Origin of the sequence: Streptomyces hyderabadensis, from assembly GCF_020404845.1 — a bacterium.
Classification (GTDB): domain Bacteria; phylum Actinomycetota; class Actinomycetes; order Streptomycetales; family Streptomycetaceae; genus Streptomyces; species Streptomyces hyderabadensis.
Window position 1 is genome coordinate 26,693 of record NZ_JAIOJZ010000054.1, and the last position, 25,563, is coordinate 52,255.

At 73.4% G+C, this 25,563-nt stretch carries 19 protein-coding genes; 10 read left to right on the plus strand and 9 right to left on the minus strand.

All coding sequences use genetic code 11. The features are described from left to right. Positions 1-5 precede the first annotated feature (5 nt). Positions 6-2,267: a heavy metal translocating P-type ATPase gene (locus K7854_RS30735; protein ID WP_226029821.1), complete on the plus strand. Its 2,262-nt coding sequence runs from the start codon at positions 6-8 to the stop codon at positions 2,265-2,267. 544 nt (positions 2,268-2,811) lie between these two features. Continuing rightward, the gene (locus K7854_RS30740; protein WP_226029822.1) at positions 2,812-3,468 is read left to right on the plus strand and encodes a phosphatase PAP2 family protein; all 657 of its coding nucleotides are present in this window, start codon (positions 2,812-2,814) and stop codon (positions 3,466-3,468) included. Here K7854_RS30740 and K7854_RS30745 read toward each other — a convergent pair. After that, the gene (locus K7854_RS30745; RefSeq protein WP_226029823.1) at positions 3,441-3,893 is read right to left on the minus strand and encodes a phospholipase; all 453 of its coding nucleotides are present in this window, start codon (positions 3,891-3,893) and stop codon (positions 3,441-3,443) included. The genes K7854_RS30740 and K7854_RS30745 overlap by 28 nt on opposite strands. A 127-nt stretch (positions 3,894-4,020) precedes the next feature. Next, the gene (locus K7854_RS30750) at positions 4,021-5,136 is read right to left on the minus strand and encodes a Gfo/Idh/MocA family protein (protein ID WP_226029824.1); all 1,116 of its coding nucleotides are present in this window, start codon (positions 5,134-5,136) and stop codon (positions 4,021-4,023) included. Positions 5,137-5,344: 208 nt separating this feature from the next. Here K7854_RS30750 and K7854_RS30755 point away from each other — a divergent pair, with 208 nt between their 5' ends. Together K7854_RS30755 and K7854_RS30760 are read left to right on the plus strand one after the other, a co-directional pair. Beyond that, positions 5,345-5,947, plus strand: coding sequence for a Dps family protein (locus K7854_RS30755; RefSeq protein ID WP_226029825.1), 603 nt, complete (start codon positions 5,345-5,347; stop codon positions 5,945-5,947). An 11-nt stretch (positions 5,948-5,958) separates the two neighbouring features. Next, positions 5,959-7,032, plus strand: a complete 1,074-nt coding sequence (locus K7854_RS30760) for an ABC-2 transporter permease (protein WP_226029826.1) — start codon at positions 5,959-5,961, stop codon at positions 7,030-7,032. Between the two features lie 24 nt (positions 7,033-7,056). On the opposite strand, the gene K7854_RS30765 is transcribed toward K7854_RS30760, so the two are convergent. The 5 genes from K7854_RS30765 to K7854_RS30785 form a co-directional block, all read right to left on the minus strand. Next, on the minus strand, positions 7,057-8,601 hold the full coding sequence (locus K7854_RS30765; RefSeq protein ID WP_226029827.1) for a helix-turn-helix domain-containing protein: 1,545 nt from the start codon (positions 8,599-8,601) through the stop codon (positions 7,057-7,059). A gap of 493 nt (positions 8,602-9,094) precedes the next feature. Continuing rightward, complete coding sequence (locus K7854_RS30770; protein ID WP_226029828.1) at positions 9,095-10,225, minus strand: S-methyl thiohydantoin desulfurase family protein; 1,131 nt, start codon at positions 10,223-10,225, stop codon at positions 9,095-9,097. Positions 10,226-10,235: 10 nt separating this feature from the next. Next, positions 10,236-11,315: an S-methyl thiohydantoin desulfurase family protein gene (locus K7854_RS30775; protein ID WP_226029829.1), complete on the minus strand. Its 1,080-nt coding sequence runs from the start codon at positions 11,313-11,315 to the stop codon at positions 10,236-10,238. Next, on the minus strand, positions 11,308-12,870 hold the full coding sequence (locus K7854_RS30780; protein WP_226029830.1) for a hydantoinase/oxoprolinase N-terminal domain-containing protein: 1,563 nt from the start codon (positions 12,868-12,870) through the stop codon (positions 11,308-11,310). Before K7854_RS30780 ends, K7854_RS30775 begins: the two co-directional genes overlap by 8 nt. A gap of 55 nt (positions 12,871-12,925) precedes the next feature. Further along, on the minus strand, positions 12,926-14,275 hold the full coding sequence (locus tag K7854_RS30785) for a purine-cytosine permease family protein (RefSeq protein WP_226029831.1): 1,350 nt from the start codon (positions 14,273-14,275) through the stop codon (positions 12,926-12,928). 302 nt (positions 14,276-14,577) lie between these two features. Between K7854_RS30785 and K7854_RS30790 the strand changes: the two genes are divergently transcribed. Both K7854_RS30790 and K7854_RS30795 read left to right on the plus strand, forming a co-directional pair. Further along, positions 14,578-15,297 (plus strand): aspartate/glutamate racemase family protein, encoded by a 720-nt coding sequence (locus K7854_RS30790; protein WP_226029832.1) that lies wholly within the window; start codon positions 14,578-14,580, stop codon positions 15,295-15,297. A gap of 45 nt (positions 15,298-15,342) precedes the next feature. Next, entirely contained in the window at positions 15,343-16,545 is a 1,203-nt protein-coding gene (locus K7854_RS30795) for a cysteine desulfurase-like protein (protein ID WP_226029833.1), read from the plus strand. 87 nt (positions 16,546-16,632) lie between these two features. Here K7854_RS30795 and yicI read toward each other — a convergent pair whose 3' ends face one another. After that, on the minus strand, positions 16,633-18,903 hold the full coding sequence (gene yicI, locus K7854_RS30800) for an alpha-xylosidase (RefSeq protein WP_226029834.1): 2,271 nt from the start codon (positions 18,901-18,903) through the stop codon (positions 16,633-16,635). A gap of 283 nt (positions 18,904-19,186) precedes the next feature. Between yicI and K7854_RS30805 the strand changes: the two genes are divergently transcribed. The 4 genes from K7854_RS30805 to K7854_RS30820 are packed head-to-tail and all read left to right on the plus strand — an operon-like array spanning position 19,187 to position 23,703. Further along, on the plus strand, positions 19,187-20,473 hold the full coding sequence (locus K7854_RS30805; RefSeq protein ID WP_226029835.1) for an ABC transporter substrate-binding protein: 1,287 nt from the start codon (positions 19,187-19,189) through the stop codon (positions 20,471-20,473). A 23-nt stretch (positions 20,474-20,496) separates the two neighbouring features. Continuing rightward, positions 20,497-21,450: a carbohydrate ABC transporter permease gene (locus K7854_RS30810; RefSeq protein WP_226029841.1), complete on the plus strand. Its 954-nt coding sequence runs from the start codon at positions 20,497-20,499 to the stop codon at positions 21,448-21,450. A gap of 5 nt (positions 21,451-21,455) precedes the next feature. Beyond that, entirely contained in the window at positions 21,456-22,283 is an 828-nt protein-coding gene (locus K7854_RS30815; protein WP_226029836.1) for a carbohydrate ABC transporter permease, read from the plus strand. Between the two features lie 40 nt (positions 22,284-22,323). Further along, complete coding sequence (locus K7854_RS30820; protein ID WP_226029837.1) at positions 22,324-23,703, plus strand: GH1 family beta-glucosidase; 1,380 nt, start codon at positions 22,324-22,326, stop codon at positions 23,701-23,703. A gap of 59 nt (positions 23,704-23,762) precedes the next feature. On the opposite strand, the gene K7854_RS30825 is transcribed toward K7854_RS30820, so the two are convergent. Then, a complete protein-coding gene (locus K7854_RS30825; protein WP_226029838.1) occupies positions 23,763-25,430 on the minus strand; it encodes a sialidase family protein in 1,668 nt (555 codons plus the stop codon). Between the last annotated feature and the right edge of the window lie 133 nt (positions 25,431-25,563).

Genomic DNA, 25,563 nt, shown 5'->3' on the forward strand with positions numbered 1-25,563 from the left:
CAGCCATGACCACCAGTACGACCAGCGCACCAGCCGAGGTGGAACTCGCCATCGGCGGCATGACCTGTGCCTCGTGCGCCGCCCGGATCGAGAAGAAGCTCAACCGGATGGAGGGGGTCACCGCCACCGTCAACTACGCGACGGAGAAGGCGAAGGTCAGCTATGCCGGTGACGTGTCCGTCCCGGAGCTGATCGCCACGGTCGAGGCCACCGGGTACACGGCCCGCGAACCGGAGCCGGTCCGTACCGAGCCCGCGAGCGGCACGGCGGGCGCCGAGCCCGACGACGCGCTGCGGCCGCTGCGGCAGCGGCTGGTGACGGCCGTGGTACTGGCGGTCCCGGTCATCGCCATGGCGATGGTGCCGGCGCTGCAGTTCGAGTACTGGCAGTGGCTGTCGCTGACCCTGGCGGCGCCCGTGGTGACCTACGCGGCCTGGCCCTTCCACCGGGCCGCGTTCACCAACGCCCGGCACGGCGCGGCCACCATGGACACCCTGATCTCGGTCGGCACCTCGGCCGCCTTCCTGTGGTCGCTGTGGGCGCTGTTCCTCGGCACCGCGGGCACGCCCGGCATGACCCACCCCTTCGAGCTGACCATCGCCCGCGGCGACGGCTCCGGGAACATCTACCTGGAGGCGGCGGCCGGGGTGACCGCCTTCATCCTCGCCGGGCGCTACTTCGAGGCCCGCTCCAAGCGCAAGGCCGGTGCCGCGCTCAAGGCCCTGCTGGAACTGGGCGCCAAGGACGTCACCGTGATCAGGGACGGCCGCGAGGAGCAGATCCCGGTCGGTGACCTGAAGGCCGGGGACCGCTTCCTGGTGCGCCCCGGCGAGAAGATCGCGACCGACGGCACGGTCGTCGAGGGCACGTCGGCCGTCGACGCGTCGATGCTGACCGGCGAGTCCGTGCCGGTCGAGGTCGGCGTGGGCGACGGCGTCACCGGGGCGACCGTGAACGCGGGCGGCCGGCTGGTCGTCGAGGCGACGCGGGTCGGCGCGGACACCCAGCTGGCGCGGATGGCCAAGCTGGTCGAGGACGCGCAGAACGGCAAGGCGGCCGCCCAGCGGCTCGCCGACCGCATCTCCGGCGTCTTCGTCCCCGTCGTCATCGCCCTCGCGCTGGCCACCCTCGGCTTCTGGATCGGCAACGGCTCCGGGCTGACCGCCGCGTTCACCGCCGCCGTCGCCGTCCTGATCATCGCCTGCCCCTGCGCGCTGGGCCTGGCCACCCCGACCGCGCTGATGGTCGGCACCGGGCGCGGCGCCCAGCTCGGCATCCTCATCAAGGGCCCCGAGGTCCTGGAGTCCACCCGCAAGGTCGACACCATCGTGCTGGACAAGACCGGGACCGTCACCACCGGTCGCATGACCCTGCTCGCCGTGCATCCCGCCGACGGCACCGACGAGGCCGAAGTGCTCCGGCTGGCCGGGGCGTTGGAACACGCCTCGGAGCACCCGATCGCGCAGGCGGTGGCCGCGGGTGCCACCGAGCGGGCCGGCGCCCTGCCCGCTCCGGAGGACTTCGCCAACGTGCCGGGGCTCGGCGTCCAGGGCGTCGTCGAGGGCCATGCGGTCCTGGTGGGCCGCGAGCAGCTGCTCGCCGAGTGGGCCATGGAACTGCCCGCCGGCCTGGCCCGGGCCAAGGCCGAGGCGGAGCGGGCCGGCCGCACCGCGATCGCCGTCGCCTGGGACGGCGAGGCCCGGGCGGTCCTGGAGGTCGCCGACGCGGTCAAGGACACCAGCGCCGAGGCGATCACCCGGCTGCGCGCCCTCGGCCTGACGCCGGTGCTGCTGACCGGTGACAACGAGGCGGTGGCCCGCTCCGTCGCCCGCGAGGTCGGCATCGACGCCGAGCACGTCGTCGCCGAGGTGATGCCCGAGGACAAGGTCGCCGTCGTCAAGCGCCTGCAGGGCGAGGGGCGTTCGGTGGCGATGGTCGGCGACGGGGTCAACGACGCCGCCGCGCTCGCCCAGGCCGACCTGGGGCTCGCCATGGGCACCGGCACGGACGCCGCCATCGAGGCGGGCGACCTTACCCTCGTCCGCGGGGACCTGCGCGCCGCGGCCGACGCCATCCGGCTGGCCCGCAAGACGCTCGGCACCATCAAGTCCAACCTGTTCTGGGCCTTCGCCTACAACGTCGCCGCGCTGCCCCTCGCCGCGGCCGGGCTGCTCAACCCGATGATCGCCGGGGCGGCCATGGCCTTCTCCTCCGTCTTCGTCGTCGGCAACAGCCTGCGCCTGCGGGGTTTCAAGGCCGCGCACTGACCCACCGCCGCACCGGGCCGCCGGCCAACTCCGCGAGGAGCGACCGGCGGCCCTCCGGTGCCCGGACCCGCCCGTTCGGTCCACACCGCGCGTACCGGTGCGGGACGCCTCCGCCCCCGCACCGCACCGCCCCGGACCGGGGCGCGCCGGGACCGGGCCACCCCGCCCGGAACCCCGGACGAGGACCGGCCGAAGCACACGGCCCGGACCAGGACGCGGACGGGCCGAAGCACACCGCCTGTTCCGGGGCAGGACGGGCCGAGCCACGCCGCCCCCGGACCGGGACACGACGCGACCGACCCGCCCCGCCCAAACGCGAGCGCGACGCGACCGAACGACCCGCCCACCCAAAATCCGAGCACGACGCGACCGAACCGACCCGCTCCGCCCAAACCCGAGCCCGACTCGATCAAACCACCCCGCCCGTGCCGTTACCGCTCGCCGGAAGCCCCGGCATCCCCCGGACGGCCCCCGTCCACGCGCCGCCGGGGCCTCCGGCGACCAGGATGGACCGGATCCCCGTCTCCCCGCGGAGCAGGAGCCCATGACCGAACCGACCCACGCCGACGGCGGCAGCCGGGGCCCGCTCGGGCGGTCGCCCGGTCCGGGATCCGCGCCGGAGCGGGCCCTCGCGGCCGTGCTCGGGGAGCTGCGCGCCGTGGACGGCGCGCTGTACGCGGCGGTGGCCGCCACGTCCACGCCCACGCTCGACCGGGCGCTGCGGCGCCTGTCCCGAGCCGCGGACCATTCGAAGATCTCGCTCGGGATCGCCGCCGCGCTCGCGCTCGGCGGTGCGCGGGCGCGGCGCGCGGCACTCGTCGGCGTGGGGGCCGTCGCCGTCGCGTCGGCCTCGACGAACCTGCTGGGCAAGCGCCTGGTGCACCGGGCGCGACCGGACCGGGAGGCGGCGCGGGTGACGGTGGACCGGTATGTGCCCATGCCCGCGTCGGCGTCGTTCCCGTCGGGGCACACGGCCGCGGCGGTCGCGTTCGCCACGGCCGTCGGTGTCGTCCTGCCCGAGGCCGCCGTGCCGCTGGGCGCGCTGGCGGGCGCCGTCGGCTACTCCCGGGTCCACACCGGCGTGCACTATCCCGGTGACGTCGCCGCGGGCGCCGTCCTGGGCATCGCCAGTGCGGCGGCCGCTCTCGCGGCGGCGGCGTCGGCCCGGGTGCGTCAGCCGAACGCCTTCACGGCCTGGTAGTACGTCCAGGCCGTGCTGTTGCAGGCGGTCTTGGTGGCGCCGCCGTAACCGGCGCAGACGCGCTTGAGATCCTCGTAGAAGGCGCTGTCCAGACGGGACTTGTTGGCGCTGAAGGTGCCCGCGTCCTTGTAGTTGCGGTAGCCGAAGTCGTGCCGTGCGCAGGAGGTGCTGAAGGGGAATCCGAACGGGTTGTCCGGCGAGGAGGAGCAGTAGTCGGTGGTCCAGTCGAAGCCGTAGGCGGACCAGGCGGACTGGTTCGCCCGTGCGGCGGTCCAGGCGTTGTAGCTGGACGCGCTGGTCTGCGTCCAGCTCGCGAGTACCTGTGCCTTGTCGGCGGGAGCTGCGTCGGCGGCCGTCGCGGTGGCGACGACGGTGGTCACGGCCAGGGCCGCGGCGCCGAGTCCGGTGGCGAGTCTGCGGTGCATTCCCACACCTCCATGAGGACGCGGCCCACCCCTGGGCCGCAGGTTCATGTCAAGATGATGCGCATCCGCACCCCCCGTTCACACCTCCGGCGGCCCAACTCGCTGTGAACATCTCGGCTTTGAGGTCTTACGCGCGCCCCTCGGGAGCCCAGTCCGGGTGGTCGCCGTGCATCGCGGAGTGGAAGGGGTCACCGGCGACGATCTCGCCCGCGCGCACCGGCCGTCCGGTGAACGCCGCCTTGTACAGGGCCGCGGCGAACTCCAGCGTGGCGCGGGCCTCCGGGCCGCTGCCCGGCGGGCGGGTGCCGGCGTCCCAGGCGTCCAGTACGGCGCCGAGCTGCGCCGCGTGGGAACTGGGCACGTCGGCGGCGGGGCCGCCCCAGGCGGCGGCGCGTTCGGGCCGGACGTGCCGGGCCGGGGTGTAGCTCCAGTCGGCGTTGCGGTGCCCGTACAGGTGCGTCAACTCGACCGTGGCGTCGGCGCAGTCGACGCGTATCCGGCTCACCTCGTCCGGGGAGAGCACGCTGTTGACGACGGTGGCGAGGGCGCCGCTGCCGAAGCGCACCAGGGCGGTGGAGACGTCCTCGCTCTCGGTGTCGTGCACCAGCCGCGAGGCCATGGCCCGTATCTCCGCCCAGGGGCCGAGCAGATGGAGCAGCAGGTCGTACTGGTGGATGCCGTGGCCCATGGTCGGGCCGCCGCCCTCGGTGGTCCAGCGGCCGCGCCACGGCACCGCGTAGTAGGCGGCGTCGCGGTGCCAGGTCGTCTGGCAGTGCGCGACCAGCGGGGCGCCCAGTTCGCCGCTCCTGATCAGTGCGCGGGCGTGCGCCGCGCCGGAGCCGTACCGGTGCTGGAAGACCACGGACGCGTACGCCCCGGAGGCCTCCTCGGCCGCCGCGATGTCGTCGTACTCGGCGAGGGAGAGGCACAGCGGCTTCTCGCACAGCACCCAGGCACCGGCCTTCAGCGCGGCCACCGTCTGCTCCCGGTGCAGCGCCGGCGGCGTGCCGATCAGCACCAGGTCGGGCCGTACGGCGTCCAGCATGGCGCCCGTCGACGCGTACCCGGCGATGTCGCCGGGCACCTGCGCGCGGAAGGCGTCGAGCCGCACGGGGTCCACGTCGACGGCGGCGACCAGTTCGGTGCGGTCGGCGTGGGCGGCGAGGGCGGACAGGTGACTGCCGGTGACGATGGCACCGGTACCGATCACGGCCACCCGGCGGCGGGCGGGACGTGGGGCCATGCGGTCCTCCTCGGCGGGCGGCGCGACGGGACGCGCACCCGGGTAGAAAGCGCTTTCAAACAGAGCCGACCCTAAGCGGGGAGCGATGGCCCGGACAACCCCCACCGTTTGCGGGCCGGGCGTACGGCTGGTCGACTGTCGCGGGGGGACCGGGGCCGACGCGATCGCGTCGGCCCGCCCTCGAGTTCTCTCCGGAAGGAGTCCAGGCGTGAGTTCCCCGAAGCCGAAGTCCTCGTCGTCCGCGGAGCACCGGTCGGACGGCAGCCAGCCCTGGCTGCACCAGAAGGGCCGGACCATTCAGGAGTTCGGCACCGTCAAGCAGTTCCCCGTGGCCCTGAGCATGGACACCCGGCTCTACTCCTGCCAGCGGCTCAACAAGGTCCTGGCGGACACCCGGATCCTGCACGACCTGTACAAGAAGTACCACTGGCTGATGCGCGGGGCGACGTTCTACCAACTGCACCTGCTGCTGGACAAGCACGCGGGCGAGCAGCTGGAGCTGATCGACACCATCGCCGAACGCGTCCAGACGCTCGGCGGTGTCGCGGTCGGCGACCCGCGGCACGTCGCCGAGATCACCACCGTGCCGCGCCCGCCGGACGGGGTGGAGGAGGTGCCGTCGATGCTCTCGCGGCTGCTGGAGGCGCACGAGCTGATCCTGACCGAGTGCCACGACGCGGCGGCCCGCACCCAGGAGTACGGCGACGACGGCACCAACGACCTGCTGGTCTCCGAGGTCGTGCGCACCAACGAACTGCAGGCGTGGTTCGTGGCGGAACACCTCGTGGACACTCCGCTGGTCCACGCCTGACCCCGTCGGACATGGCGCACACGTCGCAGGACGCCGAAGGCCGCCCGCCGGGGGGCGGGCGGTGGTCCGCGTTCCGGCAGTCGCCGTTCTGGCCGGCCACCGTGCTGGTGCTGATCCTCGCGGCCGCGGCGGGCCTCTTCGCGGGCTCGTACACGTACTCGATGGCGAACCCGACGCCGCGCCTGATCCCCACGGCCGTGGTCGGCTCCTACCAGGAGGCGGGCGGCCGGGAGTTCCTGTACGGCCTGGAGAAGGCGCTGGACACCTCGGTGCGGGTGCATCCCTACGAGTCGCGCGCCGCGGCCCGCGAGGCGATCGAGCAGCAGGAGGTCTTCGCGGTCTTCGAACTGCACGACGACGGGCGCGACGCCGCCCTCGACGTGTCCGGCGCGTCCGGTGCGTCGGTCGCCGAGCTGCTCGCGCAGACGGCGCCGGCCGTCGGGAAGAAGCTCGGCGTCCACGTCACCGTCCGGGACGTCAACCCCTTGCAGGAGGGTGACCCGCGCGGGCTGGCGATCTTCTACATCTCCCTGGCCGCCGTGATCATCGGCTTCGTCGGGGCGATCCAGCTGAGCGTGCACGCGCGGGCGCTCACCCCGTTGGAACGCATCCTGTTCACCGTGGCCTACGCGCTGCTCGGCGGGTTCGTCATCGCGGCCGCGGTGGACTGGCTGCTGGGCGCGCTGGACCTGCCGTTCGCCGAGTCGTGGCTGATCCTGGCGCTCACGATGTTCGTGTCCGGCATGGTCTTCACCATGTTCAACACCCTGTTCGGACGCTGGGCGATGCTGCCGACCTGGGGTCTGATGGTGATCATCGGCAATCCCTCCTCGGGCGGCGCGGTGTCCTGGCCGCTGCTGCCGTCGCCGCTGGGGGTGATCGGCCGGTGGCTGCCGCCCGGGGCCTCGGTCAACGCCCAGCACACCGCGGTGTACTTCCAGGGCCACCAGCACGCGTTCCCCTTCCTGGTGCTGGGCGGGTGGGCGCTGTTGTCCTGCACGGTCTTCTGGGTGTGGCGGCACCGGCATCCCGGCGGACGGGAGAAGGGGCCGCCGGAGCCCGGGCCGGAGGCCGCCGCGTCCTGACGGCCCGCCGGTGCTCGGGCGGGGTCAGGGGGTGGTCAGGGCACGGCAGGCCATCTGGAGGGCGAGCCGGTTGCTGGGGTCGTCCAGGGGGACGCCGAGCCGTTCGCGGACCTGCCGCAGCCGGGCGGCGACGGTGTTGCGGTGCAGCCCGAGGGCGCGTGCGGTGGCGGCGGCGGAGCCGCCGTGCTCCAGGAAGACCCGCAATGTGGTCAGCAGGTGGGCGTGGTCGGGGTCGCGCAGCGGGGCGAGCGCGGTCTCGGCGAAAGCGCGGGTGATGTCGGACTGCTGCCAGGCGGCCAGCAGTCTGCCCACCCCGAGTTCGTCGGTGTGTTCCACGGACGGCCGGACGTCCCTGGCCGCCGCGAGCCGCGCCGCGTTGCGGGCCTCGGTCAGGGTGTCGGCCAGGCCGCCGGGACCCTGGCGGGGCCTGCCGATGCCGGCCACCAGCCGCCAGGAGGCGGGCAGTTCGGCGAGCGCGCGGCGCACCCGGCGCAGCAGCAGCCGGGGCTCGTCGTCGGCGGGCCGGGGGCCGCTGCTGCACCACAGGGCCCAGTCGCCGTCGCCCTCCGCCACCGCCTGGGTGGCGACGCCGTGCCGGGACAGGGCGGCGAGCAGCGGTGCGGGGACGGTGCCGGGACGGTCGGCCGCGGGGGGTTCCTCGGCGCGCACGGCGAGGCCCACGTGCCAGTCCTCCAGCCGCCAGCCCAGGGCGACCGCCTGTTCGACGACCTCCCGGCTCACCGTGCCCCGGCCGGTGACGACCTCCGCCAGCAGGCGGCGGCGGACGGCGCTGTCGTGGTCGGCCCGGGTGCGTGCCCCGGCGAGCCAGGACCGCACGAAGGGTTCGAGCAGGGCGAGGCCCAGCGCGACGGTGTCGGCGCGGTCCTCGTCGGCCCGCTCGAAGGGCCACACCAGCCAGGCGGTGACCGGTGCGGTGCCGCCGGGCAGGTGCCCGGCGGACGGGACGGCGTGCACGGGGTGGGCCAGCAGGCCCGGGGTGCGCTGCGGCACGGCCAGTTCCGGGCGCAGGGTGTCGGGCACCACCGGGTCGCCGACGATGGCTCCGCCGTCGGGGGTGACGAGGCTGACGTCGGCGGCGAGCACGGTCCGGGCCGCGGCGATCAGCTCCGGTCCCGCCGTGCGGGTGGTGAGCCGGCGGAGCAGGTTCTCGACGGTGCGGGCCCGCGTCACCTCGGGGGCCCACACCCGCAGGGTGAGGTCGAGGGCGAGCCGGAACGGGTCGTCCGTGGCGGCCCACAGCACCGGGATCCGCAGCCGGTCGGCCAGCCGTACGGCGGACAGCGGCGGCCTGGCGGTGCCGTCGGCGGTGACGCACAGCGCCGCCGCACCGGCCTCCTGGGCGCGGCGGACGAGTGCGTCGAGCCGGTAGGCCGGGGTGACGTCCTGCACGGCGCAGAGCAGCAGATGACCGTCGACCGGGGCGAGAACACCGCGGTGGATGGTGACGTCCCGCACCGGCCGCCCTAGCCCGGCGTGCCCGGCCAGCGTGCGGGCGTCCCCGAGCAGCGGATCGGCCAGCAGGTCGGCGACGCTCGGGACGCCGGTCATGACCGCCCCCGGCGCGGGAGGACGCCGCGACCGCGGCGGCACACGGACGGCCGGACGTACGGGACCGGAAGGCGCGACGTGCCCCGGTCACCCCCGGCGTCGCACAGGCCGGCGACGCTGACGACCGGCCCCACGGCGCAATGGCGCCACGACCCGGCCGAAGCGGAACCAGCCCTGTGAGCGCCGTCAGGACGACACCGAGCGCCACCGGACCGACCGAGGAAGCGACCACGGACGGCCACACCCCCAACGCCGGAAGGAGCGGCAGGAAACAGGGCGCCGACGGTGCGCCGCAGGTCGTCGACGCTCATGACCCGCCCCGCCATGAGAACGTGCCGCGGCCCGGGACCGGGCCGGTGGGCGGTGGTGGTGTCAGGTCGAGGCCGAAAGCAGCAGGACCGACCAGGACCCCGGCCACGGACGGCCGCACACCCGACACGGGAAAGCCCGGCAGAAAACGCGGCGCCGACGGTGCCGCACAGACCGGCGACACTCATGACCCACCCCGCCATGAGAACGTGCCGCCGCCCGGGACGGGGCCAGTGGGCGGTGGTGGTGTCAGGTCGAGGCCGAAGGCGGGCGGGCCGACCAGGGGATCGGCCTCGGAGGGCCAGGTGTGCAGGGGCGGGAGGCGGAGGAGGATCAGGTGGCCGCCGGTGCGGAGCTGGTCGGCGCGCAGGGGGCGGTGCCCGCGGGGATCGACGGCGGCGATGATCTGCGGGACGGCGGCCTGGGTGACGCCGTCGACCGTGACGGCCAGGTACTCGTCCAGGAGGTCCACCCGGACCACGGCACCGGTCCGTCCGTCGGTGACGGTCGCCCAGCCGGGGGTGAGGTCCTGGCGGGGGACGATCTCCTCGACCCGTCCGGCCGCCAGCAGCTCGGCCTCCAGGGCGTCGGCCAGGTCCTCCGGCGTGCCGCCCGCCTCGCGCGCGGCGAGGAGGCGGTCGCCGAGGCCGAGGCAGGCGGAGACGGAGCCGCGTACCCCGATCGCGGCGAGCCGGGCGGCGGGCAGCGGGTGGACGGCGAGGGCGGCGGCCCCGCCGAGGGCGAGGACGTTGGCGCGCAGCAGCCGTTCGGCCAGGCGGCGTGCGCACTCCCGCACGACGACGGTGTTCCCGCCGGGGCCGACCAGGACGAGCGGCGCCGGGTCCACGCCGGCCACGGCGGTCACGGTCTGGTCGATGCGGGGGAAGGCCCGCCCCATGAGGTCGCCGTCGACGAGCGGCAGACCGAGCCGGGCGGCGGCGACCGCGGCGACGACGGCGTTGAGGCCGCCGATCTCGATGACGCCGACCGCGCCGGCCCGCACGCCCGCCACCTCGGCGGCGGTGCGTACGGCGTGGGCGAAGTCGTCGGGGTCGGCGAGCCGCTCGGCCAGGACGTCGGGGGCGCCGACCAGCCCGGCGTGCACCACCAGGGTGTCCGGCGCCTGCGCGGCGGCGGGCACCAGCGGCACCGGTGCCCCGGCCAGCTCACGGCTCAGCAGCAGCGCACCGGTGGCCACCTCTCCCCCGCCGCCGGAGCCGAGCAGGGTGGCCCCGGCGGCCAGCGCCGGCACCCGCGCGGCGGTCAGCGGCGCGGGCGACACGGGCGCGGGGGCCTCGGCGGACGTGCGGGTCACCCTTCGATCATCACACTTCGGCGCCCCGGAACGGCACGTACTCGTGCGCGTAGCCGAAGTAGCCGGGCCCGGCCAGGGCGAGGCCCTCGGGGGTGCGCCAGCGCGGGTCGCAGGGCACGCCGAGGACGCTGACCCGCAGGCCGTAGCGGAGCGTCTCGGTGGTGACCGGTTCCCCGGAGTCGGTGTCGAGGACGCAGATCAGGTCGGGGACGCTGACGACGACCTCGCCGTCGCGGGTGGCGACCAGGTTCTCGTTCTGGAAGGACAGCTCCAGCGCGGACCCGGTGTCGGCGTCGAGGCCGGTGAGCCGGGCGGTGCCGCGGGCGAAGCCGCCCGTCGTGGTGCGCTGCACGTCGCCGATCTTCCCGGTGAAGACCGTGCGGCCGCCGAGGACACCGGACGCCGCAGCCACGGGGTCCTCGTGGCCCTCGCGGGCCTCGCGGATGGCCCGCCCGACCCGCTCGCACAGGGTCAGGGTGCCCGGCACCAGGTGGTCCTTGGCCTGCCGGCCGGTGAGGGCGTAGAGGCTGACCGCCGCGCTGCAGCCCATCTCGACGGTGGCGGCGCGGGCGAGGCGTTCCGCCCAGGCGTTGCCGTCGGTGCGCAGGGTGACGGAGTTGCCGCGCTCGTCGGCGAGCGCCATCGGGGAGGCCTGCACACCGCCCAGGGTGGGCAGCAGCATCTGCAGTTCGGGGAAGGCGCGGCCCATGCCGTCGGCGTCGATCAGCGGGACGCCCGCCTCGGCGGCGGCGACGAACGGCGACATGGAGTTCAGTCCGCCCGCCTCGATGGAGACGGTGTGGGTGGCCTTGCGGCCGAGGAGTTCCTCCAGGGCCCGCATGGCGCCGGTGATCTCGTCGCCGGAGGGGAGCTTCTCCAGCATCACCGTGGGCGCCCCCATGAAGGCGGTCGGGACGATGAACGCCGCGTCGTCGATCTCGTCGAGGCCGAGGAGGGTGACGGGACCGTTCCGCTTCAGCGCCTGCTCGGCGAGGAGGCGGCCGACGAACGGGTCGCCGCCTCCCCCGGTGCCGAGCACGGCGGCCCCGCGGGCGAGGTCGGGCAGGTGGTCGGCGGTGATCTCACGCACGGGAGCCTCCCAGGCTCAGCTCTCCGACGGCCTTGACCCGGATCCGGGTGGCGTTGCCCGGCAGGTAGGCCAGCGGTACTTCCTCGATGTCGACGATCTCGACGGAGCCCGGCCGGGCTCCGGCGGCCACCGCCCGGTCGACGGCCTCCTGACGGGCCTCGTCGAGCACGGTGTCGCGCTGCTGCGGTACGACCGAGTAGACCCGGTCGACCTCGCCGCCGACCTGGGCGATCGCCGCGCCGATGGCGTTGGCCACGGCGAAGTGGTCGGGGCGCACGACGCGGGACGCGCCCGCGAGGTCCTCGGGCACCAGGATGCTGCCGCCGCCGACGGCGACGACGGGCACCGGTTCGGCGGAGGCCCGCATCCGGTCGACGACCTCGGCGAGCCGGTCGTCGACGACGCGCAGCGCGGCGTCCACCACGCTCTTGTCGAGGTGGGCGACGAGTGAGGCGTCCCCCACCTCGGCGCGCCCGCCGGCCACCGCGATGTCGGTGGCGGTGAGGCGGGTGCCGCCGAAGACGAGGGCCTCCTGGGCGAGCCGGTAGCCGACGCTGGCGGGGCCGACGGCGGTGCCGGAGGCCTGGTGCACGACGTGGCTGCCGCCGCCGATGCCGATCGACAGGACGTCGGGCATGCGGAAGTTGGTCTGCACCCCGGCCACGTTGACGTCCGTGGACGCCTCGCGGGGGAAGCCCTGCTGGAGGATGCCGACGTCGCTGGTGGTGCCGCCGATGTCGACGACGGCGCAGGACGGCAGCCGGGACAGGAACGCGGCGCCGCGCATGGAGTTGGTCGGTCCTGACGCGAAGGTCGCCACCGGGTAGCGGCGGGCGTAGTCGACGTCCATCAGGGTGCCGTCGTTCTGGCTGAGGAAGACCGGCGCGTTGATGCCCGCCTCGGCGACCGTGCGGAGCAGTCCGGTGGCGACCTGGTCGGCGAGGCCGCGCAGGGCGGCGTTGACGACGGTGGCGTTCTCCCGGCCGAGCAGGCCCATGCGGCCGATCTCGTGGGAGAGGCTCACCGGGGCGCCGGGCAGCTGCTCGGCGATGATCTCGGCGGCGCGGTTCTCGAACTCCGCGTTGACCGGGGAGAAGACGGAGGACAGCGCGAAGGAGGTGGCGCCGGCGGTGACGGCCCGGTCCAGGACCGCGCGGAACTCGGCTTCGTCGAAGTCCGCGATGGGGCTGCCGTCGTACTCGTGTCCGCCGTGGCACAGATGGCTGTGGCCGCCGATCGCGGTGACCAGGCGGTCGGGCCAGTCGACCAGCGGGGGCAGGGCGCGGGTGGCGGGCAGCCCGAACCGGATGGCGGCGGTCTGCGCCAGGCGCTCGCCCTCCACCAGCGCGTTGATGAAGTGCGTGGTGCCGATCATCACCGCGTGGACGGCGGCCGGGTCGAAGCCGGTGGCCTGCCGGAGGTCGCCGATGGCGGTGACGATGCCGCCGGTGACGTCGGCCGTGGTGGACGCCTTCACGGCGCCCAGCACCCGGTCGCCGTCGATGAGGACGGCGTCGGTGTTGGTGCCGCCCACGTCGATGCCCAGTCGGAGCATGTGGGTTGTCCTGCCTTTCTCTTTCGGTGGCCGCGTACGCCGGTGGCGTGCGCGGTCAGGCGGCGGGGACGCCGGGGGTGCCGGTCGCCGTCCCGGGGACGGCGCGGCGGGTCGGTGCGGTGCCCACCCCGCGGACCAGGCCGAGGCGGGCGGCGGCGAGGTAGAGCACGAAGGCGACGGCGATCGAGTTGACCGACGGCAGGCCCCAGTCGACGTACTTCCCCACGACGGCCGCGACGGCCCAGGTGATCAGTCCCGCGGGCACCCACATGGGCGAGGCGGCGGGGAGTTCGCCGCTGTCCCGGGTCTGGTCGAGCCCGGCGCGCCAGGTCCGGGCCACGAAGTACTCGGCGACCATGATCCCGGCGATCGGCGGGAAGAGGACGCCCAGCAGGTCGAGGAAGTCGGTGAAGTTGTCGAGGACCCCGGCCGCGCCCAGCAGGGAGCCGAGCACCCCGACGACGACGGTGACGGCGCCCCGGTGCAGGCGGCGGCCGAATGCCTGGTCGACGAAGGTGACGACGCCGAGGGAGGCGGCGTACAGGTTCCAGTCGTTCACCTTGATGGTGGCGGCCACGATGATCAGTGTGCCGAGGAAGCCGGAGGTGGACGTGACGATGGCGATGACGTCGTTGGTGCGCAGGGCGAGCGCGAGGAGCACGCCGATCAGGCCGATGACGTACTCGCCGACCGTGATGCCGACGACCGTCTGCTTGACGACGTCCTTGCCGCTGCGGTTGAAGCGGCTCATGTCGGGGGTGATGACCGCGCCGACGATGAAGCCGCCCGCCACGATGGTGGTGCCCTGGAGCAGGGACAGCGAGGGCCCGGCGGGCTGGGCGGAGGTCAGCGCGCCCAGGTCGTGCCGGGACAGCTCGACGGTGATGGACCAGCCGGCCATGAGCAGGAAGGCGGGGACGGTGACGTAGGCGGCCCACGCCATGGAGCCGACGCCGTGGACCACGATCGCGGTGATGGCCAGGCCCACGACCAGGGCCCAGCCCCAGGAGGGCAGGACGCCGACGAGGTTCACCAGGCCGTCGGCGGAGACCGCGTTCTGGATGCCGAACCAGCCGACGGCGCTGATGCCGATGGCGAGTCCGATGAGCGAGGCGCCGGCCGCGCCGAAGCCGGTCCAGCGGGCCAGCAGCGAGGTGGACAGCCCCTCGCGCTGGCCGGCGATGCCGGTGAAGACCGTCATGACTTCGAGGATCACCGCGCCGAGGGTGATGGCGAGCACGGCGTTCCAGAAGGTCATGCCGAAGCCGAGGGTCGCGCCGATGAGGAAGCTGGCCAGGGTGGAGAGCTGGCCGAAGCGCTGGGTCGCCACCGAGAACCAGTGGAACCGGGCCGACTGCGGCACGCGGGCCAGCGCGTGGTCGTCGTGTCCTGAGGAGGACGCCATGGGGACTCCAGGGGGCGGGCGGGGACGGAGGGCGTGCGGGAAGCGGTACGCACGGCCGGCGCCGGGTGCGGTCCGCCGAGACTAGGCGGCCGCCCTCGGCCGGTCACCGTGCATCAGGCACTCGTTCGCGGCACCGGCAGGGCACCGTGCACAGTCGGGGCGTGGCCGCGGACGGCGGCGGGCCCGTCGGCGGTGCGGTCCGCACCGTCCCCGCGGCCCGGCTGTGCGGCTCGCACCTTGCGGCCGCCGGCGGGCCCGCACAGGGTGGGCCGACCGCCCCTGCCCGTCCACCTGGAGGTGCTGTGAAGCTCACGGTCGTGCTGCCCGTCATCACCGACGCGTTCACCGAGGAGGTCCGCCGCGAGGTGGGTGCCTGGGTGTCGCCCGGCACGGAGGTCGAGGTCCGCCGCATCGCGCGCGGCACCGCCTCCATCGAGTCCGAGTACGACGAGGCGCTCGCCACACCCGGCATCCTCGACGCGGTCCGCGAGGCGGCGGCGGAGGGTGCCGACGCGGTGTTCGTCAGCTGCTTCGGCGACCCCGGTGTGCAGGCCGCCCGGGAGATCGTGGACATCCCGGTGGTCGGCGGCTTCGAGCCCGCCGTGCTCACCTCCCTCGCGCTCGGCGAGCGCACGGGCGTGATCACCGTGCTGCCGAACGTGCTGCCGATGCTGCACGGCCTGGTCCGGCGCTACGCGCTGACCGGACGGGTCGGCCCGATCCGGGTGGTCGACATCCCGGTCCTGGACCTGGACGCCGGCGACCGGCTGCTCGACGCGCTGGCCGGGCAGGCCCGGGCCGCGGTGGCCGCGCGGGAGGCGGACGTGATCGTGCTCGGCTGCACCGGAATGCTCGGGGTGGCCGCGGCCCTCCAGGAACGCCTCGCGGCCGAGGGCCCGTTCGTCCCTGTCGTCGACCCCACCGGGGCTGCGATCATGTGGCTGGAGTCGCAGGTGCGGCTCGGGGTGCGGCCCAGCCGTACCACCTACCAGCCGCCCCGGCCGAAGGACCGCATCGCCTGACGACCATCCCCCGTCCGCCTGGCCCCACGACCCTGGAGTTGCCCCATGGCCCTCGACGTCGCCGCGATCCGCGCGCACGTGCCCGCCCTGAAGTCCGGTACCGCGCGGTTCGACGCGCCGGGCGGTACGCAGACCCCGCAGCCGGTGATCGACGCGATCTCGGCGGCGCTGACCGCCCCGCTCGCCAACCGGGGGCGCACCACGGAGGGCGAGCGCAACGCGGACCGCATCGTCGACGGGGCCCGGTCCGCGCTCGCCGACCTCCTCGGCACCGCGCCGGGGACGGTCGTCTTCGGGCGCAGCGCCACCCAGCTCGCCTACGACCTGTCCCGGACCCTGGCCAAGGGGTGGGGGCCGGGCGACGAGGTGGTGGTCACCCGGCTCGACCACGACTCGAACATCCGGCCCTGGGTGCAGGCGGCCGAGTCGGTGGGGGCGGGGGTGCGGTGGGCGGACTTCGACCCGGCCACGGGCGAGCTGCGTCCCGAGCACCTCGCGGCGGTGCTGGGTCCGCGCACCAGGCTGGTCGCGGTCACCGGCGCGTCGAACCTGATCGGGACCATGCCGGACCTGCCCGCGCTGGCGTCCCTCGTGCACGCGCAGGGGGCGCACTTCCACGTCGACGCGGTGCACTACGCCTCGCACGCCGTGGTGGACCTGGCTGCGACGGGCGCGGACACGCTGGTGTGCTCGCCGTACAAGTTCCTCGGCCCGCACCTGGGCGTGCTGACCGGCCGGGCCGAGCTGCTGGAGTCGCTGCGCCCGGACAAGCTGCTGCCGTCCGCGGACACCGTGCCCGAGCGGTTCGAGCTGGGCACCCTGCCGTACGAGTTGCTGGCCGGGGCGAGCGCGGCGGTGGACTTCCTGGCGGGGCTCGACCCCGAGGCCGGGGGCTCGCGCCGGGACCGGCTGGTCGCCTCCTTCGCGGCACTGGAGGCGCACGAGGACGCGCTGCGGGAGCGGATCGAGCGAGGGCTCGCGGACCTCGGCGGGGTCACGGTGTACTCGCGGGCCGCGCGGCGCACTCCCACGCTGCTGTTCACCGTGGCGGGCCTGCGCCCGGCGGACGTGTACCGGCAGCTGGCCGGGCACGGGATCGACGCGCCGGCCGGTTCCTTCTACGCCGTGGAGGCCGCGCGCCGGCTGGGTCTCGGCGACGAGGGCGGCGTGCGCGTGGGCCTCGCGCCGTACAGCAGCGCGGAGGACGTGGACCGGCTGCTGACGGCGCTCGGCGCCCTGGAGCGCTGAGGCACACCCCGCAGCACGCCACGTGAAGCGAAGCGGCACGCGCCCCCCGCGTGCCGCTTCGCCGTGTGGTCCACCGGCCTGCCGGGTTCAGGTCAGCGGCACGGTCACCTCTCCGGTGCCCTCTCCCTCCGCGCCGCCCGCGACCCGGACGGTGAAGGGGCGGTCGGTGCCGCTCGCGGTGACCCGCAGGACGTCCCCGTCGCGCCGCACGCGGAAGGCCGCGGCCGGGGTGCCCAGCAGGTCGGGCACGGTGACCTCGGCCGCGTAGCCGGCGTCTGCGGAGGGGTGGACCAGCAGGGTCGGGGCGTCCAGCCAGTCGCCGTCGGGCCGCCGGTCGTCGGAGGCCAGCGGCAGGACGGCGCCCTCGCGGACGTACAGCGGCAGGCTGTCGTAGCCGTGCCGTTCGGTGCGCCAGGCCGGGCCGGTGACGCGCTCGCCGGTCAGGAGGTGGGTCCAGGTGCCCTCGGGGAGGTAGACCTCGACCTCGCCCTCCTCGGTGAACACCGGGACGACCAGGAGGTCGGAGCCGAGCATGTACTGGCGGTCCAGCACACGGCACGCCGGGTCGTGCGGGTACTCCAGGACCATCGGCCGCATCATCGGCACGCCGGTGCGGTGGGCCTCGGCGGCGACGCCGTACAGGTAGGGCATCAGGCGGTGCTTGAGGAGGGTGAAGCGGCGGGCGACGTCGACCGCCTCCTCGCCGAACTCCCACGGCACCCGGTACGACGAGGAGCCGTGCAGCCTGCTGTGCGAGGAGAGCAGGCCGAAGGCGAGCCAGCGCTTGAAGACCGCCGGGTCGGGCGTGCCCTCGAAGCCGCCGATGTCGTGGCTCCAGAAGCCGAAGCCGCTCAGGGACAGGGACAGGCCGCCCCGCAGTGACTCGGCCATCGCCTCGAAGGACGACCAGCAGTCGCCGCCCCAGTGGACGGGGTACTGCTGGCCGCCCGCGGTCGCCGAGCGGGCGAAGAGGACGGCCTCGCCCTGGCCGCGCTCCTTCTCGAGGAGTTCGAAGACGGTGCGGTTGAACAGGTGCGTGTAGTAGTTGTGCATGCGCTCCGGGTCGGAGCCGTCGTGCCAGACCACGTCGGTGGGGATGCGCTCGCCGAAGTCGGTCTTGAAGCAGTCCACCCCCTGGTCGAGCAGCGGCTTGAGCTTCCCGGCGTACCAGTCGCGGGCGGCGGGGCTGGTGAAGTCGACCAGGCCCATGCCGGCCTGCCACAGGTCCCACTGCCAGATGTCGCCGTCCGGCCTGCGCACCAGGTGCCCGAGGGCGGCGGCCTCGTCGAAGAGCGGGGACTTCTGGGCGATGTAGGGGTTGATCCAGGCGCTGACCCTGAGCCCCTTGGCCTTCAGCCGGGCGAGCATGCCGTCCGGGTCCGGGAAGACGTCCGGGTCCCACTGGAAGTCGCACCACTGGTACTCGCGCATCCAGAAGCAGTCGAAGTGGAAGACGGAGAGCGGGATGCCGCGCTCGGCCATGCCGTCCACGAACGAGGTCACCGTCTGCTCGTCGTAGGAGGTGGTGAAGGAGGTGGTGAGCCACAGGCCGAAGGACCAGGCGGGGGGCAGGGCGGGGCGTCCGGTGAGGGCGGTGTAGCGGGTGAGGACGTCCTTCGGGGTGGGTCCGGCGACGACGTGGTACTCCAGCGTCTGGTCCTCGACGCTGAACTGCACCTGGCCGACGGACTCGGAGCCGACCTCGAAGGAGACCGCGCCGGGGTGGTTGACGAAGACGCCGTAGCCGCGCGAGGAGAGGTAGAACGGGACGTTCTTGTAGGCCTGCTCGCTGCTGGTGCCGCCGTCGGCCTGCCACATGTCGACGACCTGGCCGTTCTTGACGAACGGGGTGAACCGCTCGCCGAGGCCGTAGACCTGCTCGCCGACGCCGAGGGCGAGGCGGCTGACCATGTGGTGGGCGCCGTCGCCGGTGGTGGCGAAGGCGGTGCCCTTGGCGTCGGCGCGGGTCAGCTCGCGCCCGTCCGCGTCGTGGAAGGTGAGGCCGAAGGGGCCCTCGCGGTCCAGGCGGAGGGTGAGCGGGCCGCTGGTCAGCTCGGTGACGGTGCCCTCCTGGCGCACCTCGCCGGCGCCGTCCTCCGCCTCGGTGAGCGCGAAGTCGGGGCCCGGCCGGCGCTTTCCGGCGTGGTGGGTGACGCGGACGCCGATGACGCCCTCGGCGGGAGAGAAGCACTCGACCGTGAGGAGCGGCGCGTTGAGCGTGTCTCCCCTCCGCGTCACCTTCTTCACGGCGGCATGCGCGGTGAAGCGCTTCGATTCGGGGCGTACATCGCGCACCTCGGTGGCGTACGAGAGATGCACACCCTCACGGATGAGCCAGAAGCCGTCGGTGAACTTCATGATCTTCCTTGGGTGGGGCGGGAGCTGTCGGATGGGAGCACGGGGGCCGTCTCACAGCGTTTTGATCGTACACAAGACAAACCCCGCCGCAGCGGGGTTTGTGACACTCACACCTTGCTGAACTGGGACTATTACGCAAGAGAGCGTTCTCGTCACGGCACGGAACGGAGAGAGTGAGGCCACTTTCCTCTAGCGCGGAAGCGGGTCGGTGACGTATTAGTCATCACAACAAACAAATCGGTCCGGCAAGGAAGCCGGACGGTACGACAGCAAGGGCCGCACCATGTCGAAGCGCTTCACCTCGCTCGCCTTGACAGCACACCCTCCGGCTGCCGCGCGCCGCGGGCGAGGGCGCTCACGCCGAGTCGTCGCCCCGCTCACCGCCGTGTCCGTGCTGGTCGCCGGGGCGGCACTGACCGGCTGCGGACAGCAGCGCGACGCCGGCACGTACACCGTGATGAACTCCTCGACCGACGAGTCGTACCACCGCTGGGACGCGGAGGCGATGGCCCGCTGCGGCAAGCGGCTGGGCGTCACGATCGAGCAGCAGAGCGTCCCGGCGGCGCAGGTGATGACGAAGGCCCTGCGCATGGCCTCGTCCAAGTCGCTGCCCGACATCGTGCAGTTCGACGCGTCCGAGATGCCGACCTTCGCCGACGCGGGCGGACTGGTCGACCTCAGGACGCTCGGGCTGAGCACCGACGACATCCCCGACGGCATCGTCGACTTCGGCTCCTACAAGGGCACGTACTACGGCGCGGCCCGCTCCGTGAACACCCTCGCCCTCTTCTACAACAAGGACGTCCTGGACAAGGCGGGCGTGAAGGTCCCCACCACCTGGGCCGAACTGCGGGAGACCGCGAAGAAGCTCACGCAGGGCAAGCAGTACGGCCTCGCGCTCAGCGCGGGCGGCGCGGAGGACGGCGTCTTCCAGTTCACGCCGTTCATGTGGTCCAACGGCGGCGACGAGACCGACCTGGACGGTCCGAAGGTGGTCGAGGCGCTGGACTACTGGAAGGGCCTGCTGAAGGACCGTTCGCTGTCGAAGTCGACGGTCAACTGGACCCAGGCGGACGTCAACGACCAGTTCATGGCCGGGAACGCGGCGATGATGATCAACGGCCCGTGGCAGGTGGAGACCCTCAACAGCGACAAGTCGCTGCACTGGGGCATCGCGCCGATCCCGGTGCCGAAGGCCGGGGACGACTCGGTGGGCCCGCTCGGCGGTGCCGTCCTCACCGTGCCCAACACCGGTGACGAGGCCCGGGAGAAGACGGCCGGGAAGATCGTCGCGTGTCTGGCGAGCGAGCAGGAGCAGCTGACCTACGCGCTCAACAGCTGGATGGTCCCGGCCAACGCCAAGGCCGCCGCCGTCTGGCGCGAGAAGGTGCCCGAGCTGGACTCCCTCGCCGACCAGGTGGCCGTCGCCCGGTCCCGGACGGCGAAGCTCGGCGCGGGCTGGTCGAGTGTGTCGCTCGCGCTGCAGAGCGCCTTCCAGTCGGCCCTGACCGGCCAGTCCAGCGAGACCGCCCTGAAGCGCGCCCAGCAGCGGGCCACGAGCGGGAACTGAGGTACGCCCCCATGACCACGCCCATGCCCACGTCCACGGTCTCCGCGCAGGGGCCCGCGAAGGCGTCCGCGTCCGCCGCCGCGCCGGACCCCGGCCGGATCGCGCGGCGGCGCAGGCTCACCCAGTGGGGTTTCGTCGCCCCCGCCGTCGTCTTCATGCTGCTGTTCTTCGGCTACCCGCTCGTGCGCAACGTCGTGATGAGCTTCCAGGACTACACGCCGAAGACCTTCTTCACCGGTGAGGCGCCGTTCAACGGCGCCGACAACTGGTCCAACGTCTTCCAGGACGCCCTGTTCGGCAAGGCCCTGTGGCACACGCTCGTCTTCACGGCGGGCTCCCTGCTCGGCCAGTTCTGCATCGGCCTGGCGCTCGCGGTCTTCTTCAGCCGCCGCTTCCCGCTGAACGGGCTGCTGCGCTCGCTGATCCTGCTGCCCTGGCTGGTGCCCATGGTGGTGTCCGGCATCGTCTGGCGCCGCATCCTCGACCAGGACACGGGCGTGCTCAACTCGTTCCTGGACACCCTCGGCATCGGCGGCCACACGCCCTGGCTGACCAGCCCGGAGATGGCCCTGGTCTCGGTCATCCTGGTCAACATCTGGATCGGCATCCCGTTCAACATGGTCATCCTGTACGGCGGTCTCCAGGAGATCCCGAAGGAGCTGCACGAGGCGGCGGCGCTGGACGGCGCCTCGGCCTGGCGGACCTTCCGCTCGGTCACCCTGCCGATGCTCAAGCCCGTCGTCACCGTGGTCCTCGTGCTGGGCTTCATGTCGACGGTGAAGATCCTGGACCTGATCCTCGCCCTGACCGACGGCGGCCCGGCCGACGCCACCCAGACGCTCGGCACCCTGACCTACCAGAACTCGTTCGTCCAGCTGGACTTCGGCGCGGGCGCCGTGGTCGGCAACGTACTCATCCTGATCTCCGCCGTGTTCGCGGTGTTCTACCTGCGGGCCAACCGCACCGAGGGGAAGTGACGTCCATGGCCTCCCACCCGCCCACCGCATCCCGGCGCCGCTGGGGCTCCACCGTCGCCGGCGTGCTGATCCTGTGCGTGATGCTCTTCCCGCTGTACTGGATGCTCAACACCGCGCTCCAGCCCGACTCGGGGCTGCTTCAGGTCGACCCGGTGCCGGGCAGCCTGGATCTGTCCGGCTTCTCCAAGGCGATCAGCGACCAGGGCGGTCACCTGCTGACCTCGCTGGCGGTCTCGCTGGGCGCGGTCGCCATCTGCCTGGCGATCTCGGCGCCCGCCGCGTACGGTCTCGCGCGGTTCGGTCTGCGCGGCTCGCGCACCATCGTGTTCGGCACGCTGATCACCCAGATGGTGCCGGGCATCGTCATCGCCAACGCGCTCTACAACTCCTACGTCGACCTGGGGCTGGTCAACTCCTACTTCGGCCTGATGCTGGCGGACGCCTCGCTGGGCATCCCGTTCTCCATCGTGCTGATGCGCTCCTTCATGGTGTCGATCCCGGGCGAGGTGATCGAGGCCGCGCAGATCGACGGGGCCGGGCCGGTGCGGACGTTCCTGCGGGTGGTGCTGCCGATGAGCCGCAACTCCCTGATCACCTCGGGCCTGTTCGCGTTCCTGTTCTCCTGGAGCGACTTCATGTTCGCGCTCACCCTGAACACGACCGACGACGTCAAGCCCATCACCCTGGGCATCTACCAGTACATCGGCGCGCACGTCGGCGACTGGGGCTCGGTGATGGCGGCCTCGGTGCTGTCGGCGGTGCCGGCGGCCGTCCTCCTCGTCCTCGCCCAGAAGTACATCGCCGCCGGGATCACCGGCGGTTCCGTCAAGTGAAACCCGCACGCCCCGCAAGCACGGAGATGAGCAGCACAGCATGAGTGAGTACCCCGGTTTCCCGCCCGGCTTCGTCTTCGGCGCCGCGACCGCCTCGTACCAGATCGAGGGCGCGGCCACCGAGGACGGCCGCGGACCGTCGATCTGGGACACCTACAGCCACACCCCCGGCCTGGTGGTGGGCGGCGACACCGGTGACGTGGCCTGCGACCACTACCACCGCTACCCCGAGGACGTGGCCCTGCTGCGCGACCTGGGCGTGGACTCGTACCGCTTCTCGATCGCCTGGCCGCGCATCGTGCCGGACGGCTCGGGCGCCGTGAACCCCAAGGGGCTCGACTTCTACTCCCGGCTGGTGGACGAACTGCTCGCGGCGGGCATCGAACCGGCCGCCACCCTCTACCACTGGGACCTCCCGCAGGCCCTGGAGGACCGGGGCGGCTGGCGGGTGCGGGAGACGGCGGAGCGCTTCGCCGAGTACACGGCGGTGGTCGCGGAGCACCTGGGCGACCGCGTACCGCGCTGGATCACCCTCAACGAGCCGTGGTGCAGCTCCTTCCTCGGCTACTCCATCGGCCGGCACGCGCCCGGCGCCAAGGAGGGCCGGGGCGCGCTGGCCGCCGCCCACCACCTGCTGGTCGGGCACGGACTGGCCATGCAGGCGCTGCGCGCGGCCGGTGTGCGCGAGGTCGGCATCACGCTCAACCTGGACCGCAACCTGCCCGCCACCGACTCCCCCGCCGACCTGGCGGCGGTGGTCCGCGCCGACACCCAGCACAACCTGGTGTGGACCGAGCCGATCCTGGCGGGCCGCTACCCGGCCACCGAGGAGGAGACCTGGGGCGAGCTGATCACCGGGGCGGACTTCCGGCGCGACGGCGACCTGGAGCTGATCTCCCGGCCGCTGGACTTCCTGGGCGTCAACTACTACCGGCCGATCGTGGTCGCCGACGCCCCGTACCGCGAGAGCGACCCGGCGCTGCGGGTGGCGACGGACAACCGCTACGAGGAGGTGCGCCTGCCCGGGGTGCGGCACACGGCGATGAACTGGCCGGTCGTGCCGGACAGCTTCACCGATCTGCTCGTCGCCCTGAAGCAGCGGTACGGCGACGCGCTCCCGCCGGTGCACATCACCGAGAACGGCTCGGCGGAGGACGACGCGCCCGCCGCCGACGGCACGGTCCACGACACCGACCGGGTCGACTACCTGCGCGACCACCTCACCGCGCTGCGGGCGGCGATCGACGCGGGCGTGGACGTACGCGGGTACTACGTGTGGTCCCTGCTGGACAACTTCGAGTGGGCGTACGGCTACGGCAAGCGGTTCGGCATCGTGCGGGTCGACTACGACACGCAGGAGCGCACCCCGAAGGACAGCTACCGCTGGTACCGGGAGCTGATCGCCGCGAACCGCGGGTGAGGTGAGGAGGGCGCGCCCCGCGGACGGTCAGGCGGGGCGCGCCCTCGGTGCTCTTGAGGTCAGGCCGGCAGGTTCCACTTCTGGGTGCCGAGGCCGTTGCAGTCGTAGATCTGCAGCTTGGTGCCGTTGGCGGTGCCGCCGGACGGAATGTCCAGGCAGCGGCCGGACTGCGGGTTGAACAGCGAGCCGTCGGCCTGGTGGCGCCACTGCTGGCCGCCGACGCCCGGGGCGCAGTCCCACACCTGGACCTTGGTGAAGTTGGCCGTGCCGTTGCCGTCGATGTCCAGGCACTTGCCGAACGCGCGCACCGTGCCGTCGGGGGCGACGGACCAGCGCTGTCCGGTGGCGGTGTTGCAGTCCCACAGCTGGGCGGCGTTGCCGTTGCGGCTGGTGTTGGTGTCGACGTCCAGGCACTTGCCCGCGACCCACGGCGTGGTGACCTGGCCGACCGGTCCGCCGAGGCCGCCGGTGCCGAACCGGACCTGGCACTGGTTGCCGGTGCCGAGCCAGGTGGCGGTGAGGTAGAGGAAGGAGCTGCCGTCGGCGCGCGGCACGATCGGTGAGCTGTAGCCGGGGCAGGACGGCTCACCGGGGTTGTAGCCGCCGGTGGGGTTCGTCAGGACCGGGGCCTCGATCTCGGTCCACTCCCCCGCGCCGAGGTCGGTGTTGGCGAAGACCACGGTGCCGGACTCCGCCAGCACCGTCTTGTTCCCGGTGGGTCCGCTCACCACCCGCTGGCCGGACATCAGCAGCGTGCCGTCGGGGCCGCCGCCCGGTACCCAGGCGAGGTAGGGGGTGTGCAGCAGCTCCCTGCCGTCGGCGGTGCGCACCAGGGTGCCGGGGTTGTCGGCGGGCGCCCAGTTCAGGCCGTCGGGGCTGGTCTTGGTGTACACCTCGCAGGCGTGGTCGGCGTCGGTGGCGTCCCGGCACATCTCGTAGGCCATCATGAACCGCCCGTCGGGCAGCGGGACGACGATCGACATGCCGGGGCGGGCGAGGTTGTCGGCGGGGAAGGCGACGTCCTGGGTGAGCGTGCCGCTCCAGGTGCGGCCGCCGTCGGTGGAGGTGTAGTGGCCGATGACCTGGTTGTTGGTGGGGCTGTTCGCGGGCCGCTCGTCGGAGATGAAGCAGGCGAGCGTGTTGTCGGGGGCCAGCAGGAACCAGGGTTCCCAGATGCCGTGCCCGATGGTGTCGGGCAGGCCGCTGGTGCGGGTGCAGTCGGAGAGGTACTGCCAGCTCTGGCCGTGGTCGGTGCTCTTGAACACCTCGACGCGCTGCGTGGTGTAGTCACCGGCCTGCCAGGCGGTGCCGGCGGCAAGGAGGTCGCCCTGGTTCAGGCCGTTCGCGGTGCGCGGCACCTCGTAGAGGACGGGTGCCTCGATGTCCCAGCCCGCCGTGTGCGAGGTGATGGTGGAGATGGGGGCGGCGCTCCAGGTGCGGCCGCCGTCGGTGCTGCGGTGCACGGGCAGGGTGTTGGTGGCGCCCTGTTCGCGCTTGGCATAGGTGGCGAGCATGGTCTGGCCGGCCGAGCCGTCGTGATCCAGGCGGACGGCGCGGGGGTAGCTGTTGTCGCCCTGCGGGTGGGCCGCGAGGTCGGGCGAGGCCAGGACCTGCCCGGCGGGCGCGGCCGACGCGGGGTGCGCCCACAGGGACAGCAGGGCCGTGAGCAGGGCGAGGACGCCGAGCAGGGCCGGTGATCTTCTGTGGGCGGGTGACGGGTTGCGCACGGATCGACTCCTTGATGGTGGGGATGTCGGGTGGTGCGGGTCGGTGGGGCGGGGTCGGGATGCGGCGGGGGGGGGGGCAGGAGGCGGGGCGGGGCTGTGGGTCGGCGCCGGTGTACGGGTCGGGCCCCGGGGC

What these genes read in the sequence shown, in the direction of transcription:
- K7854_RS30735 (WP_226029821.1), top strand. Translation starts at nt 6, where the DNA reads ATGACCACCAGTACGACCAGCGCACCAGCCGAGGTGGAACTCGCCATC.
- K7854_RS30740 (WP_226029822.1), top strand. Translation starts at nt 2,812, where the DNA reads ATGACCGAACCGACCCACGCCGACGGCGGCAGCCGGGGCCCGCTCGGG.
- K7854_RS30745 (WP_226029823.1), bottom strand. Translation starts at nt 3,893, where the DNA reads ATGCACCGCAGACTCGCCACCGGACTCGGCGCCGCGGCCCTGGCCGTG.
- K7854_RS30750 (WP_226029824.1), bottom strand. Translation starts at nt 5,136, where the DNA reads ATGGCCCCACGTCCCGCCCGCCGCCGGGTGGCCGTGATCGGTACCGGT.
- K7854_RS30760 (WP_226029826.1), top strand. Translation starts at nt 5,959, where the DNA reads ATGGCGCACACGTCGCAGGACGCCGAAGGCCGCCCGCCGGGGGGCGGG.
- K7854_RS30765 (WP_226029827.1), bottom strand. Translation starts at nt 8,601, where the DNA reads ATGACCGGCGTCCCGAGCGTCGCCGACCTGCTGGCCGATCCGCTGCTC.
- K7854_RS30780 (WP_226029830.1), bottom strand. Translation starts at nt 12,870, where the DNA reads ATGCTCCGACTGGGCATCGACGTGGGCGGCACCAACACCGACGCCGTC.
- K7854_RS30785 (WP_226029831.1), bottom strand. Translation starts at nt 14,275, where the DNA reads ATGGCGTCCTCCTCAGGACACGACGACCACGCGCTGGCCCGCGTGCCG.
- K7854_RS30795 (WP_226029833.1), top strand. Translation starts at nt 15,343, where the DNA reads ATGGCCCTCGACGTCGCCGCGATCCGCGCGCACGTGCCCGCCCTGAAG.
- yicI (WP_226029834.1), bottom strand. Translation starts at nt 18,903, where the DNA reads ATGAAGTTCACCGACGGCTTCTGGCTCATCCGTGAGGGTGTGCATCTC.
- K7854_RS30805 (WP_226029835.1), top strand. Translation starts at nt 19,187, where the DNA reads ATGTCGAAGCGCTTCACCTCGCTCGCCTTGACAGCACACCCTCCGGCT.
- K7854_RS30810 (WP_226029841.1), top strand. Translation starts at nt 20,497, where the DNA reads ATGCCCACGTCCACGGTCTCCGCGCAGGGGCCCGCGAAGGCGTCCGCG.
- K7854_RS30815 (WP_226029836.1), top strand. Translation starts at nt 21,456, where the DNA reads ATGGCCTCCCACCCGCCCACCGCATCCCGGCGCCGCTGGGGCTCCACC.
- K7854_RS30820 (WP_226029837.1), top strand. Translation starts at nt 22,324, where the DNA reads ATGAGTGAGTACCCCGGTTTCCCGCCCGGCTTCGTCTTCGGCGCCGCG.